Annotated in this window: 18 protein-coding genes; 7 read left to right on the top strand and 11 right to left on the bottom strand. The window is 70.7% G+C overall.

Annotated features, from left to right (window positions below; genetic code table 11):
• Window positions 1-87: 87 nt before the first annotated feature.
• Window positions 88-1,308 carry an acetyl-CoA C-acetyltransferase gene (locus tag BMZ92_RS35380; protein WP_091516920.1) on the top strand — a complete coding sequence of 407 codons (1,221 nt, stop codon included), beginning with the start codon at window positions 88-90 and terminating at the stop codon, window positions 1,306-1,308.
• A 395-nt stretch (window positions 1,309-1,703) separates the two neighbouring features.
• Here BMZ92_RS35380 and BMZ92_RS35385 read toward each other — a convergent pair whose 3' ends face one another.
• The 3 genes from BMZ92_RS35385 to BMZ92_RS35400 form a co-directional block, all read right to left on the bottom strand.
• A complete protein-coding gene (locus BMZ92_RS35385) occupies window positions 1,704-2,279 on the bottom strand; it encodes an LppU/SCO3897 family protein (RefSeq protein WP_091516922.1) in 576 nt (191 codons plus the stop codon).
• A gap of 706 nt (window positions 2,280-2,985) precedes the next feature.
• Window positions 2,986-3,816, bottom strand: coding sequence for a Bax inhibitor-1/YccA family protein (locus BMZ92_RS35395; protein WP_091516927.1), 831 nt, complete (start codon window positions 3,814-3,816; stop codon window positions 2,986-2,988).
• A 569-nt stretch (window positions 3,817-4,385) separates the two neighbouring features.
• Window positions 4,386-4,853, bottom strand: coding sequence for a MarR family winged helix-turn-helix transcriptional regulator (locus BMZ92_RS35400; RefSeq protein WP_091516929.1), 468 nt, complete (start codon window positions 4,851-4,853; stop codon window positions 4,386-4,388).
• Between the two features lie 62 nt (window positions 4,854-4,915).
• Here BMZ92_RS35400 and BMZ92_RS35405 point away from each other — a divergent pair, with 62 nt between their 5' ends.
• From BMZ92_RS35405 to BMZ92_RS38495, 3 genes are all read left to right on the top strand, one after another.
• Window positions 4,916-5,809, top strand: a complete 894-nt coding sequence (locus BMZ92_RS35405) for an LLM class flavin-dependent oxidoreductase (RefSeq protein WP_218153615.1) — start codon at window positions 4,916-4,918, stop codon at window positions 5,807-5,809.
• Window positions 5,810-5,901: 92 nt separating this feature from the next.
• Window positions 5,902-7,896: an SDR family oxidoreductase gene (locus BMZ92_RS35410; protein ID WP_091516933.1), complete on the top strand. Its 1,995-nt coding sequence runs from the start codon at window positions 5,902-5,904 to the stop codon at window positions 7,894-7,896.
• A 95-nt stretch (window positions 7,897-7,991) separates the two neighbouring features.
• Entirely contained in the window at window positions 7,992-9,662 is a 1,671-nt protein-coding gene (locus BMZ92_RS38495; protein ID WP_245783448.1) for a cell division protein DivIVA, read from the top strand.
• A 751-nt stretch (window positions 9,663-10,413) separates the two neighbouring features.
• Here BMZ92_RS38495 and BMZ92_RS35420 read toward each other — a convergent pair.
• The 3 genes from BMZ92_RS35420 to BMZ92_RS35430 form a co-directional block, all read right to left on the bottom strand.
• A complete protein-coding gene (locus BMZ92_RS35420; protein ID WP_091516935.1) occupies window positions 10,414-11,745 on the bottom strand; it encodes an amidase family protein in 1,332 nt (443 codons plus the stop codon).
• A gap of 32 nt (window positions 11,746-11,777) precedes the next feature.
• Window positions 11,778-13,064 (bottom strand): MFS transporter, encoded by a 1,287-nt coding sequence (locus BMZ92_RS35425; RefSeq protein ID WP_091516937.1) that lies wholly within the window; start codon window positions 13,062-13,064, stop codon window positions 11,778-11,780.
• A gap of 82 nt (window positions 13,065-13,146) precedes the next feature.
• Entirely contained in the window at window positions 13,147-14,172 is a 1,026-nt protein-coding gene (locus BMZ92_RS35430; RefSeq protein ID WP_091516940.1) for a DNA polymerase IV, read from the bottom strand.
• Window positions 14,173-14,303: 131 nt separating this feature from the next.
• Here BMZ92_RS35430 and BMZ92_RS35435 point away from each other — a divergent pair, with 131 nt between their 5' ends.
• On the top strand, window positions 14,304-15,047 hold the full coding sequence (locus BMZ92_RS35435; protein ID WP_091516943.1) for a hypothetical protein: 744 nt from the start codon (window positions 14,304-14,306) through the stop codon (window positions 15,045-15,047).
• Here the strand turns inward: BMZ92_RS35435 and BMZ92_RS35440 are convergent.
• Window positions 15,011-15,403, bottom strand: coding sequence for a hypothetical protein (locus BMZ92_RS35440; RefSeq protein WP_091516945.1), 393 nt, complete (start codon window positions 15,401-15,403; stop codon window positions 15,011-15,013). The genes BMZ92_RS35435 and BMZ92_RS35440 overlap by 37 nt on opposite strands.
• Before the next feature lie 88 nt (window positions 15,404-15,491).
• Here BMZ92_RS35440 and BMZ92_RS35445 point away from each other — a divergent pair, with 88 nt between their 5' ends.
• Window positions 15,492-16,667 (top strand): NAD(P)/FAD-dependent oxidoreductase, encoded by a 1,176-nt coding sequence (locus tag BMZ92_RS35445; protein WP_091516948.1) that lies wholly within the window; start codon window positions 15,492-15,494, stop codon window positions 16,665-16,667.
• Window positions 16,668-16,732: 65 nt separating this feature from the next.
• Here BMZ92_RS35445 and BMZ92_RS37710 read toward each other — a convergent pair whose 3' ends face one another.
• The 4 genes from BMZ92_RS37710 to BMZ92_RS35465 form a co-directional block, all read right to left on the bottom strand.
• Window positions 16,733-17,131 carry a hypothetical protein gene (locus BMZ92_RS37710; RefSeq protein ID WP_177229015.1) on the bottom strand — a complete coding sequence of 133 codons (399 nt, stop codon included), beginning with the start codon at window positions 17,129-17,131 and terminating at the stop codon, window positions 16,733-16,735.
• Window positions 17,132-17,335: 204 nt separating this feature from the next.
• On the bottom strand, window positions 17,336-17,872 hold the full coding sequence (locus BMZ92_RS35455) for a GNAT family N-acetyltransferase (protein WP_245783449.1): 537 nt from the start codon (window positions 17,870-17,872) through the stop codon (window positions 17,336-17,338).
• Window positions 17,806-18,327, bottom strand: a complete 522-nt coding sequence (gene msrA, locus BMZ92_RS35460; RefSeq protein ID WP_091516952.1) for a peptide-methionine (S)-S-oxide reductase MsrA — start codon at window positions 18,325-18,327, stop codon at window positions 17,806-17,808. Before msrA ends, BMZ92_RS35455 begins: the two co-directional genes overlap by 67 nt.
• 85 nt (window positions 18,328-18,412) lie before the next feature.
• On the bottom strand, window positions 18,413-19,060 hold the full coding sequence (locus BMZ92_RS35465) for a response regulator transcription factor (RefSeq protein ID WP_091516954.1): 648 nt from the start codon (window positions 19,058-19,060) through the stop codon (window positions 18,413-18,415).
• Window positions 19,061-19,084: 24 nt separating this feature from the next.
• Here BMZ92_RS35465 and BMZ92_RS35470 point away from each other — a divergent pair, with 24 nt between their 5' ends.
• Complete coding sequence (locus tag BMZ92_RS35470) at window positions 19,085-19,942, top strand: glycosyltransferase family 2 protein (RefSeq protein ID WP_091516956.1); 858 nt, start codon at window positions 19,085-19,087, stop codon at window positions 19,940-19,942.
• Window positions 19,943-20,028 lie beyond the last annotated feature (86 nt).

Consider the following 20,028-nt stretch of genomic DNA (forward strand, 5'->3'; position numbering starts at 1 on the left):
CCGTCGCGTTGGGGTTTGCCCGCACAGGGGAAACGGGCAGGATATGGGTAAGCACGCGCTTAGCCCGACCCGAAGGAGTGTCCCGCCATGCCGGAAGCCGTCATCGTGTCGACCGCCCGCTCGCCCATCGGGCGCGCGAACAAGGGCTCACTGGTGAGCATGCGGCCGGACGACCTGGTCGTCCAGATGATCCGCGCCGCCCTCGACAAGGTCCCCCAGCTGGACCCGAAGGACATCGACGACCTGATGCTCGGCTGCGGCCTGCCGGGCGGCGAGCAGGGGTTCAACATGGGCCGCGCGGTGGCCGTCGAGCTGGGTTACGACCACCTGCCCGGCTGCACCGTGACGCGGTACTGCTCGTCGAGCCTGCAGACCACGCGGATGGCGCTGCACGCCATCAAGGCCGGCGAAGGTGACGTGTTCATCTCGGCGGGTGTCGAGACGGTGTCGCGGTTCTCGAAAGGCAGCTCGGACTCGTGGCCCGACACGCACAACCCGCTGTTCGCCGAGGCCGAGGCCCGCACCGCCAAGACGGCCGCCGAGGGCAGCGACACGTGGGTGGACCCGCGTGAGAACGGCCAGGTGCCCGACGTCTACATCGCGATGGGCCAGACGGCGGAGAACCTGGCGCGGCTGAAGAACGTGTCGCGCGAGGAGATGGACGAGTTCGGGGTGCGGTCGCAGAACCTCGCCGAGAAGGCCATCGCGGACGGTTTCTGGGCGAAGGACATCACGCCGGTCACGCTGCCGGACGGCACGGTCGTCAGCAAGGACGACGGTCCCCGCCCGGGGGTGACGCTGGAGGGCGTGTCCGGGCTCAAGCCGGTGTTCCGCCCGGACGGCCGCGTCACGGCGGGCAACTGCTGCCCCCTCAACGACGGTGCGGCGGCGCTGGTGGTCATGTCCGACACGAAGGCGAAGGAACTGGGCCTGACGCCGCTCGCGCGCGTCGTGTCGACCGGGGTGTCGGGCCTGTCGCCGGAGATCATGGGGTACGGCCCGGTCGAGGCGTCGAAGAAGGCGCTGGCGAAGGCCGGCCTGACGATCGACGACATCGACCTGGTGGAGATCAACGAGGCGTTCGCGGCGCAGGTCATCCCGTCGTACAAGGACCTCGGGATCGACATCGAGAAGCTGAACGTCAACGGCGGCGCGATCGCGGTCGGCCACCCGTTCGGCATGACCGGCGCCCGCATCACGTCGACGCTCATCAACTCCCTGCAGCACCACGACAAGCAGTGGGGCCTGGAGACGATGTGCGTCGGAGGCGGCCAGGGCATGGCGATGGTGCTGGAGCGCCTGAGCTGAGGTGCGGTGGGGCACCTCCCGGCGGGGGGTGCCCCGGCACGTCGGCTGGGCGTCCGGCCGGCGGGGCGGTTTCCTCGGGGTACCCCGGCACGTCGGCTGGGCGTCCGGTCGGGGGGCGGTTTCCTCGGGAGGTGCCCCGGTACCTCGGCTGGGCGCCCGGTCGCTGGGGCGGTTTCCGCAGGTGCCGCACCATCTGACCAGGCGTCCCATCGGTCGGCCGCTTCCCCGCAAGCGCCCCGGCACCCCACCTGACGTCTCGTCGATGGACCGCTTCCCCGCAGCTGCCGCATCACCTCAGCTGACGACCACCCGGTGGGGCACCTCCCCGCAGGTGCCCCACCGGCTGAGCTGGCGTCCCGCCAGTGGGGCACCTCCCCGCGGGTGCCCCAGCGACGTCACGCCGGGGTGCTCTCGGCCAGGCAGACGGTCGTCGCGGGCTGGGAGTACGTGATCGCGGCGCGGGCGTCGGTCCCCTGGCAGGCGGAGTCGTCCGCCTTGCCGTCGGCCACCCGCACGATCTTGACCTCGGCCGCCGGGTCTCCGCAGTTCACCCGCTTGTAGCCCTGGGTGAGGCTGGAGAAGTTGGCGAGGCACTCACCTTCGCGGGCGTTGAGCATGAGGCAGAGCTTGTACGAGCCGCGACCGCTGACGGAGTATTCATCGTAGTCGCCGGCCGGGCAGCTGGCGTTGTCGTCGTCCAGCCGCACGCCGACCTTGACGTTCGCGGCCTGGTCGCCGCAGTCCACCTTCGCGGGCTCGACCCTGTCCTTGAACTCCTTGACGTTCAGGCAGTCGCCCACCGCGGCACGGTCCACATCGGACTTGAACACGCCGAACACGCCCAGCGCGGCGACGACCAGCACGACCACCGGGATCGCGAACCGGAGCCAGAACAGCTTGCTCCGCTTCCGCGGCTCGACCGGCACGCCGGGCGGCGGCCCGAACGCCCCGGGCGCGGGCGGGTAGCCCACGGGCTGCCCCGGCGGAGGCCCGTACGGCTGGCCGGGAGGAAGCTGGCCGCCGGGAACCTGTCCGGCGGGGCCGTGGCCTCCGGCCTGCTGGCCGCCGGGGATCTGGCTGCCGGTGACCTGCCCACCGAAGGCCTGGCCGCCAGGGACCTGACCCCCCGGAACCTGACCACCGGGAACCTGACTGCCGGACCCCTGGCCGCCGGGAAGGTGATCACCGGAGGCCTGGCCCCCCGAAACCTGACCGCCAGGGGCCTGTCCACCCGAAATCTGCCCACCTGGGACCTGGCTGCCGGTGACCTGCCCACCAGAGGCTTGTCCGCCCGGGACGTAACCACCGGGCAACGGGGCTCCGGGCTGCTGGGCGGGAGGCACCTGGCCAGGCGGCTGCTGCCCGAAGGGCTGGCCGCCGGACTGCTGCCCCGGCGCCTGCTGGCCGAACGGCTGCCCAGGATCCGGCTGCTGCCCGCCTGGCGCCGCATAGGGGTTGGCGCCGGACTGCGGCGCCGAGGGATTCGGCTGGTTCTCGGACCCCGACTGCGGGGGAACGCTCACACAAACCTCACAAAGGTGAAAAACGAGTTCGTTACCTCCGCATCTAACACTGCGTGATCGCAGCGGCAGGCAGGAACAGCCGAATTCACCGGAAAAACAACAGAGGACGCTCGGTCGGTCACCGAGCGTCCTCTGCCTCTGAGGGGTGGGAACGTCAGTCGTTCTGCAGGTACGACAGCAGCCGCAGGATCTCGAGGTACAGCCACACCAGCGTGGTCATCAGGCCGAAGGCGGCGAACCAGGCCCACTTCGAGGGCATGCCTTCGCGGATCATCCGGTCGGCCATGTCGAAGTCGAGCAGGAAGTTGAACGCCGCGATGCCGATCACCACGAGGCTGAAGATGATCGCCAGCGCACCGCCGTCCCGCAGCCCCATGTTCACGCCGAACAGCGAGAGCAGCAGGTTGGCGAGCATCAGGATGACGACACCCGCGGTGGCGCCGATGATCCACTTGGTGAGCTTCGGCGTCACCTTCACCGCGCCGGTCTTGTAGACCACCAGCATCGCGATGAACACGCCCGCGGTGCCGAGGATGGCCTGCAGCGCGATCCCCGGGTAGATCATCTCGAACAGGCCGGTGATCGCTCCGAGGAACACACCTTCGGCCGCCGAGTACAGCAGCGTCATCGGACCGCTGGGCTTCTGCCGGAAGATCATCACCAGCGACAGCCCGAAGCCGACGAGCATGGCGACCAGCATCACGCCGAGCACCGGGCCCAGCGCCCTGGCGTCGGCCTGCCCCTGGGCCCAGATCGCCGTGAGAATGCCTGTGACGAGCGCGGTAGCGAGGGAGAGCCCGGTCTTGATGACGACGTCGTCCACCGTCATCGGGCGGTCGCCCGCACCGGCGGGCGCCTGCGGGGCACCGTAGCCGGGAATACCGCCCTGCGGCTGGTTGAAGCCTACGTTCGGCCCGTACTGGCCGTAGCCCGCGCCGTTGCCCACGGGCAAGCGACGGAACGCGGGGTTGCTTGTGGAACGCACCTTGATCCTCCTGGATCTCCTGGCACCTGCATCGGGTTCAACGGCGGAGGCCGCCGAGCAGTTCCCGTCGAGTAAAGAAAACTTTACCGAATTCCGCCAACGGCCCACCGGACGCTACTGCCCACCGGCGAGGCCGCCCGCGCCCAGCCCACGTCTCACCACCCGACCAGCCGCCACCTCACCCACAGCCCGGCGGCCCCACACTGCCCACCCACGGCCAACTCCAAGCCCCACCGCTCAGTCAGCGGCCTCACCCCAGGTACCCCGCCAGGCCATCTCGGCCACCCGGTTACTCCCCGCCGGACGCCAGCGACCCAGCAGCGCGGCGTCGTTCACGCCGGTCACCGCGGTAGCCCCTGCCATTCATCCGCGCCCCGCAGCCCTCTCCCACGCACCCCGGCCACCCACCCGGCCCCATGCCAGCCACGCCGGCCACCCCCAGCAGCCCGCACCAATCACCCCAGTCGCCTGGCAAGCCCCCATCACTCGCCCCGATCCCCAGCAACTCCCTCCCAAGCACCCCTTCACCCGCGCAACTCCGCCGCCCCCCGCTTCCACGCGCACCCCACTCAAGCCTCCTCGCGATCACCTCCCCCTTCCACGTCGCCACTGGTCAGCAGTACCTGCAGGTCGCGGATCAGCCGGTCCGCACCTTCCTGCCCGATCGGCGCGAGGAAGCGGCGCTCCACCCGCGCCCGCGCTTCCTCGGCCCGGTGCAGACAATCCCGGCCCGAATCAGTCAGCTCCACGACATTCTTGCGGCGATCCTCAGTGCTGCGCCGACGAACGACGTAACCCTTGTCCTCCAATCCATCGATCAGCGCCACCATCGTGGTGCGGTCCACGTTCAGCCGGCCCGCGGCCTCCAGCTGCGACATCGGGTACTCCGTCGAAAGCACGAGCAGGACGGCCAACCCCCGCCCGTCGATCCCGAACGGCGCAAGCGCTTCCGCGATCGCCGCACTCAACCGCAGTTGGGCGTGTTTCAGCAGGTAACCCACCCGCGAAAGCAACGGTTCAGGAGGCGACTCCAGCATGCCCAGAACTATACCAGACGAACTGATGGTCAGCACCACTGATTATCTGCTACAGTGACGACATGAGATTCGGCATCAAGACAAGCCCCATGCACGTGGGGTACGAAGAGATCCGGCGTGTGTGGCAGGAGGCCGACGGACTGCGGGAGATCGACGACGCGTGGTTATGGGACCACTTCCTGCCGTTGGCCGGGCCACCTGACGGCCAGGTGCTGGAGGGCTGGACGCTGCTGTCCGCACTGGCCGCCCAGACCGAGCGCCTCCGCCTTGGTCTGCTCGTGACCAGTGCCCGAGTCCGCGCGCCCGCGGTACTGGGCAAGATCGCCACCACCGTCGACGTCATCTCCGGGGGCAGGCTCGTCATGGGTCTCGGCGTGGGCGGCACCCATCAACCAGCCGGAGCCGGCGGTATCTCCGGCCAGAACCCGGCGATAGCGGAGTACGCGGCCTACGGCCTTTCGCTCGTGCCGCCCGGGGAAGGCATCGCGCGGCTCGCGGAGACGATCGAAATCATCAGGCGGATGTGGACCGAGGACGTCTTCGACTTCTCCGGTCAGTACTACAAGGTGCAGGGCAACCGCAATCAGCCCAAACCGGTCCAGCAGCCGGCCCCACCGTTGCTGCTCGGTGGCTGGGGTGATCGGATGCTGCGACTGGTCGCCGAGCAGGCCGACATCTGGAACGTCCCCGGCCCGCCGCACAACACCGTGGAGTTCGTCGCGGAGCGCTCGCGAAAGCTCGACCAGTACTGCCACGACCTCGGCCGCGATCCCGCGGAGATCGAACGCTCGGTGCAGTGCATCGTCTCCTACGAGGAGCCTGCGGCCACCCGGAAGACGGTCGAAGCGCTCGCCGAAGTCGGCGTGGGCCACGTCGTGCTGGGGCTGCGCGCCCCGTATGCCGCGGGGGTCGCGCAGTGGGTGGTCGACGAGATCATCCGCCCGTTACAGGGCTGATCAGGTAACAGCGGGGCGTGACGGTGGTTCTCACCCGACAGGGCGAGCACAATGCCCACAGGTTCTGCACGCAAGCGACGAAGGGTGGCCAGATGCCCGGCTATCTCGTGACCGGCGCGACCGGCCTGATCGGTCGTCACTTCACCCGGCTCCTGCTCGACCGGGACGACACCGAGCACGTCCAGCTCCTGGTGCGCGCGTCCTCGCGCGAGCGGCTCGAGAACCTCATCTCCACGTGGCCGCATCCGGAGAAGGTAACGCTGGTGACCGGCGACCTGTCGATGGAACGGCTGGGGGTCGACGACGAGGTGCGGGACAAGCTGCGCGGCCGCGTCGACCACCTGGTGCACCTCGCCGCGCTGTACGACATCACCGCCGACGACGAAGCCAGTATCCGGGCCAATGTGGACGGGACGCGCACAGTGCTCGACCTCGCCGCCGACCTGAGGGTCGGTTGTCTGCACCACGTGTCGTCCGTCGCGGTCGCGGGTGACCACGAGGGCGTCTTCACCGAGGACATGTTCGACGTCGGCCAGCGCCTGCCCAGTGCCTACCACCGGACGAAGTTCGAGGCCGAGCGGCTCGTGCGCCACCAGCACGAGGTGCCGTGGCGGGTCTACCGGCCGGCGATCGTGGTCGGGCACTCCGAGACCGGCGAGATGGACAAAGTGGATGGTCCCTACTACCTGTTCACCGCCATCGACAAGCTCAACCGGCTGCCTAACGTGCCGCTCGTCGGTCCGGATCTCGGGGACACCAACATCGTCCCGGTCGACTACGTCGCGAAGGCACTCGTCGCGCTGGTGACCAAGCCGAACCTCGACGGGTGCACGTTCCACCTCGTCAGCCCCGAACCGCAGCCGGTGGTGTCGGTCTACAACGCCTTCGCCCGCGCGGCCGGCGCACCGACGATCAACGTGCAGCTCGACGAGCGAGTGTCCAAGGGCATCCTCCGACTGGTGAAGCTCAGCGAGCACGTGCCTGGAGTGTCCCTGGTACGCGACGGCTTCCTCGCCCGCCTCGGCATTCCGCCCGTGCTGCTGGAGATGATCGCGTTCCCGTCGGTGTTCGCATCCGCCGCGACTCGAAAGGAACTTGCGGGCAGCGGGGTGGAGGTGCCGCGGCTCGAGGATTACGCGGACGTGTTGTGGCGGTACTGGCGCGAACACCTCGATCCGTTCCGCGCGCGGGTACACGGCAGCCGCGGCGAGCTCGACGGCCGGCGCATCATCATCACCGGCGCGTCCTCGGGCATCGGGCGAGCGACGGCGCTGAAGGTCGCGGCCGAGGGGGCGGTGCCCTTGCTGGTCGCGCGACGGCAGCACGAGCTGGAGGAAGTACGCGACGAGATTATCGCAGCGGGCGGCAGCGCCTCGGTGTACCCGGCGGACCTCACCGACCCGGAGTCGGTGACGAAGCTCGTCAAGCAGATCCTCGACGAGCACGGCCGGATCGACATGGTCGTCAACAACGCGGGGCGCTCGATCCGCCGGTCGATCAAGCTCTCCTACGACCGGTTCCACGACTACGAGCGCGCGATGGCCATCAACTACTTCGGCGCCGTGCGGCTCATCCTGGCGGTGCTGCCTCACATGTCGGAGCGCAAGTTCGGGCACATCGTCAACGTCTCGTCCATCGGCGTGCAGGGGATCGCGCCCCGCTTCTCCGCCTACGTGGCGTCGAAGGCGGCGCTGGACTACTTCAGCAAGATCGCGGCGACCGAGACCCACGGTGACGGCATCACGTTCACCACGATCCACATGCCATTGGTGCGCACGCCGATGATCCGGCCCACGAAGATCTACGACGCCTTCCCCACCAAATCCCCCAGCCAGGCGGCGGACATGGTGGTCAGGGCGCTCAAGGAACGACCGAAGCACATCGGTACTCCCGAGGGGTACCTGATCCAGGCGGCGTACACGTTCCTGCCGGGGCTGGTGGATGCCGTGGCCTACGAGGGGTTCCGCATTTTCCCCGACTCGGCCGCGGCCGGAGGCACGGGCGAGATCAAGCTCGGGAAGGGGGAACGCCATTTGTCGAAGGCCGCCACGCGGTTGATCAAGCTGACACGCGGCTTCCACTGGTGAGTCCACACTGGAGGCCACGAACGGGTGAGAGCTCCGGCGCGGACACGCACTGACCTGACGGCGTTAACACGGCGTGCGCGGGTACCTTCTTTGACATGGTTCCCGAGCGCGACAACGCCCTGCTCCCGCTGAAGCGTGACTACAACCAGGTGTGGCACGGTTTCGACCGCGGCCAGGTGTTGCAGTACCTGGACCACGTCGAGTCGCACCTGCGGCGGGTCATGGCCGATCGGGACGCGGCGATGGTCCAGGCGAACACGCTGTCGCGGGAACTGGAGAGCGCGCGGGGCGAGATCCAGCGGTTGCGCAACCGGGTCGAGGAGCTGAAGCGGCCGCCGGAGCGGATCGAGGACCTCGACGAGCGGATGCAGCGCACGGTCGAACTGGCGAACGCGCGCGCCGAGGAGATCGTGAGCCGGGCGCAGGTCGCGGCCGAAGAGCACTGGGCGTCCAGCACGGACATGTCGAGCAGGCTGCGGGAGCGGTACCAGAAGCTGATCAGCGCGTTGGAGTCGCACGCGGAGGCGTTGGAGGCCGAGCACAAGAACGCACTCGACGCGACGAAGCTCGAGGTGCAGAAGCTGACGACGGAAGCGGCTCGACGCCGGACCGCGCTGGACATCGAAGCGGAACGCAAGCGGCGCACGATCGAGCACGAGTTCGAGTCGTCGATGGCGGCGCAGCGGGCGGCGCTGGAGAAGCACATCGCGGACCAGCAGACGGCGAGCAAGAACCAGGCCGAACGCCGCATCGCCGAGGCGACGGCGGAGGCGAAGCGCCTCGTCGACGAAGCAACTGCGCGGGCGAAGCGCCTGGTGTCCGAAGCGACGGCAGCGGCGGAACAGCGCGAGGACGAGGCGAACCGCAAGGTGCAGCGCCTCAACTCGCTCAGCGAGCAGGCCGTGGCCCGACTTCGCAAGGCGAACGAGGTGCTGGCGCGGAGCAACCAGTCGCTGAGCCCGCTGCGGGAGGAATCGGTGGTCGACATGACCAGGCCGGCCCCTGTCGACGCTCCCACCAACCCGACTCCAGACAGCGACCGCGCGCTGTCGTTCGCCCAGCCGACGAAGGTGGTCCAGCCGGTGGCACCCACGGGCACTGGTTCGGCGGCGGCCGGGCAGCAACGTGCGACCGCAAGTGCCGCCGGGACGGCACGCACCGCGGGCGGCGGGCAGCAGGCTCTGGCTGGAAGCGGACAGCAGGCTGCCGCTGGGAGCGGGCAGCAGGCCTCCGGTGGGAGCGGGCAGCAGGCCTCGGCTGAAGGTGCGCAACAGGCAAGCGGGCAACCGGCCTCGGCTGGAAGCACGCAGCAGGTAGGCGGGCAGCAGCCTTCCCCCGGGATCGGGCAGCAGGCTTCGGCTGGGAGTGGGCGGCAGAGTTCGGCGCCTTCGGGACAGCAGGCGAGCGCGGGAGGCGCGGGACAGCAGGCGGCGGCAACCAACCCGCAGCCGACGGGTGCCCAGGGCGGCGGACAGCAGACCGCTACCGGTTCCGGACAGCAGGCGAGTGCGGGAAGCACTGGACCGCAGACCTCGGCAGCTTCCGCGCAGCAGGCCAGCGCGGGCGGCGCGACATCCGCGCAGCAGGCGGCGCCTGCCGGAGGCGCGGGATCCGGTCAGGGCGCCTCGCCGCACGCGCCGCTGCCTCAGCCGAGCAAGCGGAACCCGGGTAACGGGCAGGATTCGGCAGCGCCGACCAAGCCCGCCCTGCCGCCGACCAAGCCCGCGCAGCAGCCGGTCGAGCCCGCCACCTCAAAGCGCAAGTAACCGCAGGCGGGCCCTGCCTTCCGAGCGCGCGACCGGCCTGCAGGCAACTGCCGGGGCGGAAGCCATCAGCCAGTCCGCCTTTCGAGCGCGCACGACCGGCCTACAGGCAACTGCCGGGGCGGAAGCGGTTGAGCCAGTCCGCCTTTCGAGTGCGCGCTATGGCCCTACCGGCCGCCTTCGGGTGCGGGCCCACCAAGGTCGACGTGCCTGCCCAGCCTGCGCGTTACCCGCTTCACCGGCTACTGCCGGGGTGGAAGCCCGCGGGCTGAGCCAGCTCCCGAGCCTGTGGCTACTGGTCTATCGGCCGCAGCCGCGGCGGACGCACGTCTACGCCACGGGGCGAAGCTGAAGTCGCTTCACCAGGCCTGGTGTCGGCCCGTCCGGCCCTATCGCCCCGGCTACAGCTGCTCGGATCGAGCCGGGCCTCAGTCCGGATGCCGACCCCGCTCCTACCTACCCGGCCTCGGCCCGCCGCAGCCCCAGCCCGAGCCCGCCGCAGTCCCTTCCAGGCCCGGGGCCGCCGCAGCCCCCGCCAGCCCCTACCAGGCTCGGCCGCCTCGCACAGAGCCCTACCAGGCACCAGGCCGCCGAACCCAGCCCGCCGAAGCCCCTTCCAGGCCCGAAGCCGCCGCAGCCCCGGCCCCGGCCCCTACCGAGCCGCCGCCCGCCCGTCCGCCGCAGCCCCAGTCCGAGCCCGCCCAGCCCCGCCCGCCGAACCCAGCCCGCCGAAGCCCGGCCCGCCTCCGCCCCCCTACCGGGACCCCGCCTGGGGTAGGCGTGGCCAGGGGTTCAGGGCCTCCACCTGGGCGGCCAGCGCCAGCAGCCGCGGCTCTGCTGTTGGCGGGGCGACCAACTGGACTCCTAGGGGCAGCCCGTTCGGGTGGCGGGCCGCCGGGAGTGACATCGCCGGGTAGCCGGCCAGGTTCCACAGGCCCGCGAACGGCGCCAACCGCACCGAGGGCAGCGCGTTGGCGGCGCACGACCGTTCGTGCCAGCGGGTGGCCTTCGGGGGCAGCGCTGCCAGCGTCGGGGTCAGCAACACGTCGTACCGGCCGAAGAACTGCTCCGCTCGCCTCACCCACCGTTGCACCGTGCCCTCGCGGATCAGGCCCGCCGTCCGCAGCGCCCTGCCCACCCGGACGTGCGTTCGCGTCCGCGGCTGCAAACGCGCCCGCTCCAGGTCATCCGCCTGTACGGACGGGCCCGCGAACCACCGCGCGAGGATGCCCAGCGTTGCTTCCAACCCGTAATCCGGCGTCGCCCGCTCGACGGTGTGGCCTGCTGCCGCGAGGACGTCCGCGGTCCGGTCCACCGCGTCACGCAGCGGCTTCGGCACCGGGGCGTGCGTCAACGGCACCTCCGTCGACACCGCGACCCGCAACCGGCCCGGCTCACCCACCCGCGCCCACTCCGGCTGCCCCGCCAGCACCGACAACAACAACGCCGCATCCGCCACCGTCGTCGCGAGGCTGCCGTGCGCCGACATCCCGTACCACCCCGGCTCCGTCAACGGCCCCCGCCCCGGCTTGATCCCCACGAGCCCGCACATCGCCGCCGGCAGGCGCACCGAACCCAGCCCGTCCGTCCCGTGCGCCACCGGCACCAGGCCCGCCGCCACCGCCGCCGCACTGCCACCCGACGAACCGCCCGCCGTGTACTCCGGCTGCCACGGGTTCCGCGCGATCCCGGCCGGCGAATCGGTCATCGGCCACACGCACAGCTCCGGCACCCGCGTCAGGCCGACCAGCACCGCACCCGCCGCCCGCAGCCGCGCCACCACCTCCGAGTCCGAAGTGGACGGTCGCGCCTCCGTGGCGGCCGAACCCCACGACGCGTACTCGCCGGCGATCTCCGTGACGTCCTTGACCGCCACCGGCACCCCGGCCAACGGCAGCTCCGCGAGATCCGGCCGTCCCACCAGCGCCCGCGCCTCGGCCAGCGCCGCCTCCGCGCGCACCGTCCGGAACGCACCCACGACCCGGTCCGCCGCGTCGATCCCCGCCAGCACCTGTTCCGTCAACCGCACGGGGTCGAGCTCGCCCGTCCGGACCTTCGCCGCCAGCTCCGTCGCCGTCGCATCCATGACCGAACCCTAAGTCGTGCGGCGGCCCCGAACTACCCTTCGCCGCTCGCCGCGGGCGTCGTGGCCGTGCGGTCGGTGCCGAAGGCGATCCCCTTCGCCTCCTTGCCCAGCAACGTCAGCACCGTCACCACCACCAGCACGGGGATGATCGTCGCGACGAGGGCGAACGGGTAACCGTGGTGCTCGGCGAGGCTCTCCTGGATGGGCAGGTTGAACGCGGCGAGGCAGTTGCCCAGCTGGTACGTCACACCGGGGTAGAACCCGCGGATCGCGTCCGGCGACATCTCCGTCAGGTGCGCCGGGATCACGCCCCACGCGCCCTGCACCATGACCTGCATCAGGAACGACCCCAGGCACAGCAGCGCCGCGGTCTTGGACAACGCGAACAGCGGCACGATCGGCAGGCCCAGCACCGCGCAGAACGCGATCGTGTAGCGCCGCCCGAACCGCTCGGACAGCGAGCCGAACACGAGACCACCGATGATCGCACCGATGTTGTAGACGACCGCGATCCACGTCGCCGTCGTCGTGCTGAGCCCCGCACCACCGGAGGTGTGCGCGGACAGGAACGTCGGGTACACGTCCTGCGTGCCGTGGCTCATCCAGTTGAACGCGGTCATCAGCAGCACCAGGTACACGAACCGGCGGATGATCTTCGGGTCCAGCAGGATGTCCCTCACCGACGTGCGGGTCACGCGCATCTTCTGCCGCGCGGTCTCCCACACCTCCGATTCCTTCACGCGCGCCCGGATGATGAGGCTGATCAACGCCGGGATGATGCTGAGCGCGAACAGCCAGCGCCACGACAGGCCCGCCCAGTCGAGCACGACCAGCGACGCGAGCGAAGCCAGCAGATAACCGAAGGAATAGCCCTCCTGGAGCATTCCGGAGAAGAATCCCCGGCGTTTCACCGGAATCTTCTCCATCGCGAGAGCGGCGCCGAGCCCCCATTCCCCGCCCATGCCGATCCCGTACAGCAAACGCAGGACCAGCAGCACCGTGAAATTGGGCGCGAACGCGCACAGGAACCCGACGATCGAGTAGAACACGACGTCCACCATCAGCGGGACACGGCGGCCGACGCGGTCCGCCCACAGCCCGAACAGCAACGCCCCCACCGGGCGCATGATGAGCGTGGCGGTCGTGATGAAGGCGACGTCGGCCTTCTGCATGCCGAAGCTCTTCGCGATGTCGGCGTAGACGAAGACGACGATGAAATAGTCGAACGCGTCCATCGTCCAGCCGAGCACCGCGGCGATGAAGGAGTTCCGCTGGTCGGACGTGAGGCGCTGACGCGTCCCGGATGACGACTCTGCCATGCGCAAACCCTATTTCGGCACGCGCCCGGCAACCACTCGAAGCGGTGACCTTTTCCGTGCAAATCCGACAAACACCGGCAAATTACGCCGGGAATTCGGCGCGAACACCGAGCAACCGCACCGGGCGGCTGTCCTCGAAAAGGCCGAGCACGGCCAGCGCCGCCCGCTCCACCACGTCCGCGTCACTCGTCGGGGCGTCGAGGGTGATGCTGCGGGTCTGCGTCACGAAGGGCGCGAATCGGACCTTCACCGCGACGCGGGCCGCGGGACGTCCTTCGGCGACCACGTCCTCGGCGACGCGACGCGCCAGGGCGGCGACCTCGCGCGAGATCTCCGCCGGATCCGTCAGGTTCTGCTGGAAGGTCGTCTCGCGGCTGCGGGAACGCGGGACGTACGGCGTGGCGGTCACTTCGCGGTCGCCGTAGCCGAGCGCGAGCAACCGGTACCACGGCCCCATCGTCGGCCCGAACCGCTCAGCCAGCTCCTTCGGATCGCGGGCGGCCAGCTCGCCCACGGTCGCCGCGCCCAGCTCGGCGAGCTTCTTCGCCGTCTTGCGCCCGATGCCGGGCAGGGCGTCCGTGGGACGCGCGTCCATGACCTCGGACCAGTTGTCCTGAGTCAGCCGGTAGATCCCGCCGGGCTTGGCGAACCCGGTCGCGGTCTTGGCCCGCAGCCGGTTGTCGCCGATGCCGACCGCACATGACAGTCCGGTGCCCTCGGCCACGGCGCGGCGCAGCTCCGCGGCCAGCGCCTCGGGGTCTTCGGTGGTCGCGCCGATGAACGCCTCGTCCCAGCCCAGCACCTCGACGACCACCGGGAATCCCCGCAGGACCGCCATCACCCGCTCGGACACCTCTTCGTAGGCGGGCTTGTCCACCGGCAGGAACACCGCGTCAGGGCAGCGCTTGGCGGCTGTCCGCAGCGGCATGCCGGACTGGATCCCGAACTCGCGCGCCTCGTAGGACGCGGTCGCGACCACCGCGCGCTGCGTCGGATCACCCGTCCCGCCGACGACGACCGGACGTCCACGCAGCTCAGGGTGCCTGGCCACCTCGACGGCCGCGATGAACTGGTCGAGGTCGACGTGCAGGATCCAGTCCTCGGACACCTCCCGAGTATCGGGCGCGGACGGGCAACTCTCCACCGGGAACTCTTGCCTCCGGGGCCGCCCTGCACGATAGGGTGACGCCGACCGCTAGGCTGTCCTCACCCGGACGAAGGACGAGGAAGGCACGTTCCGTGACGACCGCGACCCACAGTCTCGACACCGCGTCGGGAGCGACCACGGTCGCCGAACTGCTGGCCCGCAACGGCGCCCGCGCTGACCGCGCCTCGCACCGCCGCACCCGCGACACCTCCGCGGACGGCTCCTTCGGCGGCACGCTGCCCGACTTCGAGTCGCTCGACGACACCCCGACGCAGTACCACTACGACAAGCGGACCGTGACCGCGTTGCTGGAGGTCGAACCGGCCGAGGCGTCCGCTCCCGTCGAGGAGAGCCGCCCCGCCAGGACCGGCCTCAAGATCGCGGGGCTCGCGTTCGCCGGTGCGGTGCTGGTCGGCGGCTGGGCGCTGGCGCACGCGCAGACCCAGGACACCCACGGCGGTACCGCCTCCGGCCCGGCGCCGAGCGGCACCACCCCCGAGTCCTCGTCGATCCTGCCGCCTGCCGCTCCCGTCGGCGCCCAGGTCGCGAACCTGGCTTCCTCGTCGCCGACGACCACGGCCGAAATCCCGGCGCAGCCCGTCGCGCAGCAGCCGGACAAGGGCAAGTTCAGCGGCCAGCTGCCCTCGACGACGACGAAGGCGAAGCCGAAAGCGCAGGCCAAGCCCCAGCCGGCCACGCAGGCACCGGCGCCGAAGCAGCCCACGTACACCGCACCGCAGCTGCCGTCCGGCACCTACGTGTGGCCGGTCAACCCGTACGACTACGGCAAGAACTGGGGCTACGGTGGCGGCGGAGGCCGCCACCGGCACCGCTGACGCCGCAGCCGGCTCAGACCGCAGACGAGTGCCCACGCGCTCGCCGCGGCGACGGCTTTGCGCCGCGCGTCGCGGTTCGGCAGCGTCAGCCCGAAGTTGATCGCATCGCCGACGTCGGACGCGATGCGCACACCGGTCGCGATGTCCTGGGCCTCGGGCGAACGCGCGCACGCCATCGCCAGTCCGGAGGCGACGTCCCTGGCACCGATCGCGACGACGAGGGTTTTCGTGGACCGGCTCAGCGAACCGTCCGGCTCGGCGAGACCACACGGATGGGCCAGCAAGCCGGGCCGGACGGCGATGGCCGCGCCGATTCCCACGGTCGCGACGCCGAGCAGGCGCGTGATGACGGACATCCGATCGAGATGCCCGCGGGCAGCCGGAGCCAAACGGCAGCGGGACTGAAGGGGATTCACGATCTTGCGGGCCGGGTAGCCGCCTGACATGAGGGGTGACGACCGGTTCGTGCTCGTCGGCGGCGGGCCCGCCGCCTACGCCGCTGCCCAGGCCTACCGGGAGGCCGGAGGCGGCGGTGAGGTCGTGTTGCTGTCGGCGGACACCGAACCCCCGTACGAACGACCGCCGCTGTCCAAGGAATTCCTGCGCGGCGAGGCGGGCGAGGACGAGTTGCCGCTCGCTCCCCCGCATTTCTACCGGGACCACGGGATCGAGGTCGTGCTCGACGACGCCGTGGTCGGACTGGACACGGCCGGGCACGTGGTCCACACGGCGTCCGGGCGAGAATTCCCTTACCACCACTGCCTTCTGGCGACGGGCGCGCAACCCGCGCGACCACGGATCCCCGGCGCCGTGCACCCGAACGTGCGCACGTTGCGCTCAGCCGCCGACGGGCGGGCGCTGCGGAAGGCCGCGGAAAGCGCTCGCAGCGCGGTGATCGCGGGGGCCGGGTTCATCGGGTGCGAGGCGGCGATCTCGTTGTCCCGCATGGGGGTCCAGGTGACCCTGCTGTGTCCGGACGAGTTGCCGCAGCAACGGCGGCTCGGCCCCACCGTCGGCCGGAAACTGTTGCACTGGCTCAAATGCGAGGGCGTGAGCGTGCTGACCGGCACTCGGCTGCTCGGCGTGGACGACGGCTACCGCGTCCGCACCGAGCCGGTGCCGTTGCTCGACACGGACCTCGTCCTGCTCGCCACCGGCGTCGCGCCCCGCGCGGAACTGGCCCGGCAGGCGGGGATTTCCACGACAGAGGGCCGGATCTGCGCCGACGAGCGCATGCGGACGAGTGCACCCGGGGTACTGGCGGCGGGGGACGTGGCGCTGGCCTACCACGCGGCGGCGCGCCGGCCGTTGCCCGTCGAGCACTGGGACGACGCGCTCACGATGGGACAGATCGCCGGCCGGACCGCGGCCGGGGCGGAGGCCACGTGGACGCAGCCGCCGGGGTTCCGCTCGCTGCTGGGCGAGCGGTCGCTGAAGTACGTGGCGTGGGGCGACGGGTTCGACCACGCCGAGCTGGTCCAGCACGAGGGCGAGGCCTTCACCGTCTGGTACACGCGGAAGGAGGTCGTCGTCGGGGTGCTCACGCACGACGCCGACGACGACCACGAGCGCGGCACCGCGCTCGTCCAGGCCGGGCTGCCCCTCCCCGCACAGCAGTAGGGCGGCTCCGCGCCGTTCGCTGCGGAGCCGCCCTACCCGCGGCCTCGTTCACTCATGCACCTGCGTCAGAGCAGGTGGATGCTGCCGATGTCCAGCAGGCCGCCGTCGTCATCGTCGTCGTTGTTCCAGTTGCTGTGGTGGTAGTTGTAGTGGTGGCAGTTGTAGTGATGGTGGTGGTTGTAGCCCCAGTCATCGTCGTCGCCGTTGGTGGCCCACGAGTGGGTGCTGTCGGTGCTCGCACCGTCGGGGCCGGCCGCGGTGGCGCCGTGGTGGTAGGCGCTCGTGTCGTCGGTGGCCCAGGACGTGGTGCTGTCGGTGCTGGCGCCGCCCTGGCCCGCGGCCGTGCTGCTGCTGGTGTAGTAGCTGGCGTCGTCGTGGGTGTCGGCCGAGGCGATCCCGGCGGCGCCCACCATCAGGGGGAGGGCCAGAGCACTGGCCACCAGCGCGCGGCGAATGATGCGCATGAGACAATTCCTTTCTCTGTCGGCAGACAGGGACAGGGCTCGCTCTCGCCGTTGTTCGCCCTTCTGTGAGAGCGAGTCCTGCTTTTGTCCGGTCGGACTCTTTCGTCCGGCACCAACAGCGTTACCCGTGCGCTTGCCGCCGATGCATCCCCGATCGTGTGAAGAAGCCGGAACCCCAGCAAACACGCACTTTCCGAAGGTTCTTCAGGCTGGAAAACGCAGGGTTTTGCGCATCCGGAGTTCGGCGCCGGACTCCCCGGCCGCCACGAAACCGTGCCGTCGGTACAGCGCGATGGCGCGCTCGTTGCCCGCGAGCACGAACAGCCGCACCGCCACGGCACCCTGCCCGCGAGCCCACTGTTCGACCGCTTCGAGCAGCCGGTCGCCGACGCGGTGACCCCGGGCGTGCGGGCTCACCCAGACCGAGCGGACCTCGACGACGTCATCGGGAAGCCGCAGGCCACTGGCCATCCCGGCCAGCACGCCGTCGAGCCGGGCGAGCAGGTTGAGCGCGCCCGGCAGTTCCAGCCGCTCGCGCCACCGCTGCTCACCGCCCCGGGGCCAGTCGGCCAGCCGGGACTTGAACGCGTGCGGCGCCTCGGTGAGGGCGGCCAGCCGGGCGTCCCGCCAGGCCGGCCAGTCCTCGACGGTGGCGCGGTGCAGGGTGAGCAGGGCTACTTCACGTACGAGGCGAAGGACTTCCGCACCTTGTTGACCTTCGGCAGCGCCACCGCGAGGCAGTAGCCCTGGCCGGGGTTCTTGGCGAAGAAGTCCTGGTGGTACTCCTCGGCGCGGTAGAACTCGCCGAGCGGCTCCAGGGTGGTGACGATCTCGCCCTCCCACCACTGCGCCGCCCGCTTGATGGCCGCCTCGAACTCGGCGCGCTGGGCGTCGTCGGCGTAGAACATCGCCGAGCGGTACTGCGTGCCGACGTCCGCGCCCTGGCGGTTGAGCTGGCGCGGGTCGTGCAGCGTGAAGAAGACGTCGAGGACGACCTCCGCGGGGATCACCTCGGGGTCGAACGTGACGGCGACCGCCTCGGCGTGCCCGGTGCGGCCGGTGCACACCTGCTCGTACGACGGCCCGGCGACGTCACCGCCGGTGTAGCCGGACACCACGTCCTGCACGCCGCGCAGCGTGCGGTAGACCGCGTCCAGACACCAGAAACACCCACCCGCGAGCACGAAAGTCCGCATGTCACCTCTCCTAAGACGGGAGTTCCAGGGTATCGCGCACCCGGTCGCGTGGTCGGCCGCCGACGGTGATCCACACCGCACGGCTTCAGAGCGCGGCCGCCTCCGACGCGGCCGGCTCGACGAGCCCGTGCCGGACCGCGAGCGCCGCCGCCTCCAGCCGTGAATGCGCGCCCAGTTTCGTCAGCAGCGCACGCACGTGGGTGCGCACCGTCGCCACGGAGACGCCCAGCAGCTCCGCCATGGCCACCGTCGCGTGGCCGTCGACGAGCAGCGCCAGGCACTGCCGCTCCCGCACGGTCAGCTGCCGCGCCCGCAGTGTGACGTCGCGGGGGACGCCCGGCGCGCGCCGCGGCGCGGGCAGCTCGACGAGCACTTCACCGCGCACCACGCGCTTGATCGTGCCCAGCAGGTGCTCCAGGCCCCTCGTCTTGTGCACGTACCCCGCGGCACCGGCCCGCAGCGCCGCCAGCACCGCGTCGTGGCTCGGATCGGCGGTCAGCATGATCACCTTGGTCCGCGGGCTGGCCCGCAGCACGGGTTCCACGCCTTCGGTCCGGTCCCCGCCGAAGCTGCGGTCCAGCAGGCACACGTCCGGCTCGGTGTCCCGCACCCTCGCCACGACCTCGCCCAGGCTCGCCCCCGTGCCGACGACCCGCATCCCGCGGTCCTCCAGCACCGGTACGAGCGCCTCCAGGAACACCGCGTGGTCGTCACCGCACACGATCGTCGTCATCCGCCGCCTCCAGGCTCCGGGAAGATGACCTCGACCCTGGTGCCCCGCGGTTCGCGTGCGGAGGTCCTCGTCCGCGAGGCGGCGCTGCCGGAGTTCGACGACCCGGAGGTCGTGGCCGTCGCCGGGTGCGCGGTGACCGACTGGCGCTCGTCGCGGCGCGGTGCGACCGGTTTCGTGCTGACCGCCCACCGCTCACGGACCTACGCGCTGCTGCAGCGCCTGCTGAAGTTCGGGCAGACGTGGCACCGCACCAACGCGACCCACATCGTGCCGGGGTTCGCGAGCCTGTACCGCGGCCGCGTGCTGCCGTCCATCGACATCAACCCGCCGGGCCTGGTGATCGAGGACTTCAACATGACGTTCGAGGTGTACCGGCGGCGGCTGGGGAAGGTGGGGTTTTCGCTGGGCGCGCGGGCGGTGACGCAGGACCCGGACACGTGGCGGGACTACGTGCGGCAGGTGCGGCGCTGGGCGCTGGGGTTCTGGCAGACGGTGCGGCGGTTCCGTCCCCGCTGGGACCTGTTCACGGCCATGCTCGCGGCGTACGTCGGGGAACTGGTGCTGGCCGGCGTGCTGCTGGTGTCGCTGCCGCTGCTCGTGCTGGTGCTCGTCCTGCCCGTGCCCGTGCTGCACGACCTCGTGGCGGGGTACTTCTCGCTCGGCACGGTCGGCCTCGGTGTCGTACTGCCCGACGTGCTGCTGACGGTGCTGGTCGCGGCCGTGGAGCGCCGTCCCCGCTACCTGCTCGCGGCGCCGTTCTTCCTGCCGCTGCGGATCGTCGACGCGGCGATCGCGCTGGCGGCGATCCCGTTGGCGTGGCGGGCGCGGTCGACGGGGCGGTGGAAGAGCCCCGTCCGCCGGGGCGCGGAGAGCGCTGCCTAATGTTTATGTCAAGCAGCGGTAGCCGTGGTGTGTCGGTAGTCGGCCTGGTAAGGCTGGCGGGTGCGCAGGAGCGCGTAGAGGACGTT

Origin of the sequence: Amycolatopsis sacchari (genome assembly GCF_900114035.1) — a bacterium.
GTDB lineage: Bacteria > Actinomycetota > Actinomycetes > Mycobacteriales > Pseudonocardiaceae > Amycolatopsis_E > Amycolatopsis_E sacchari.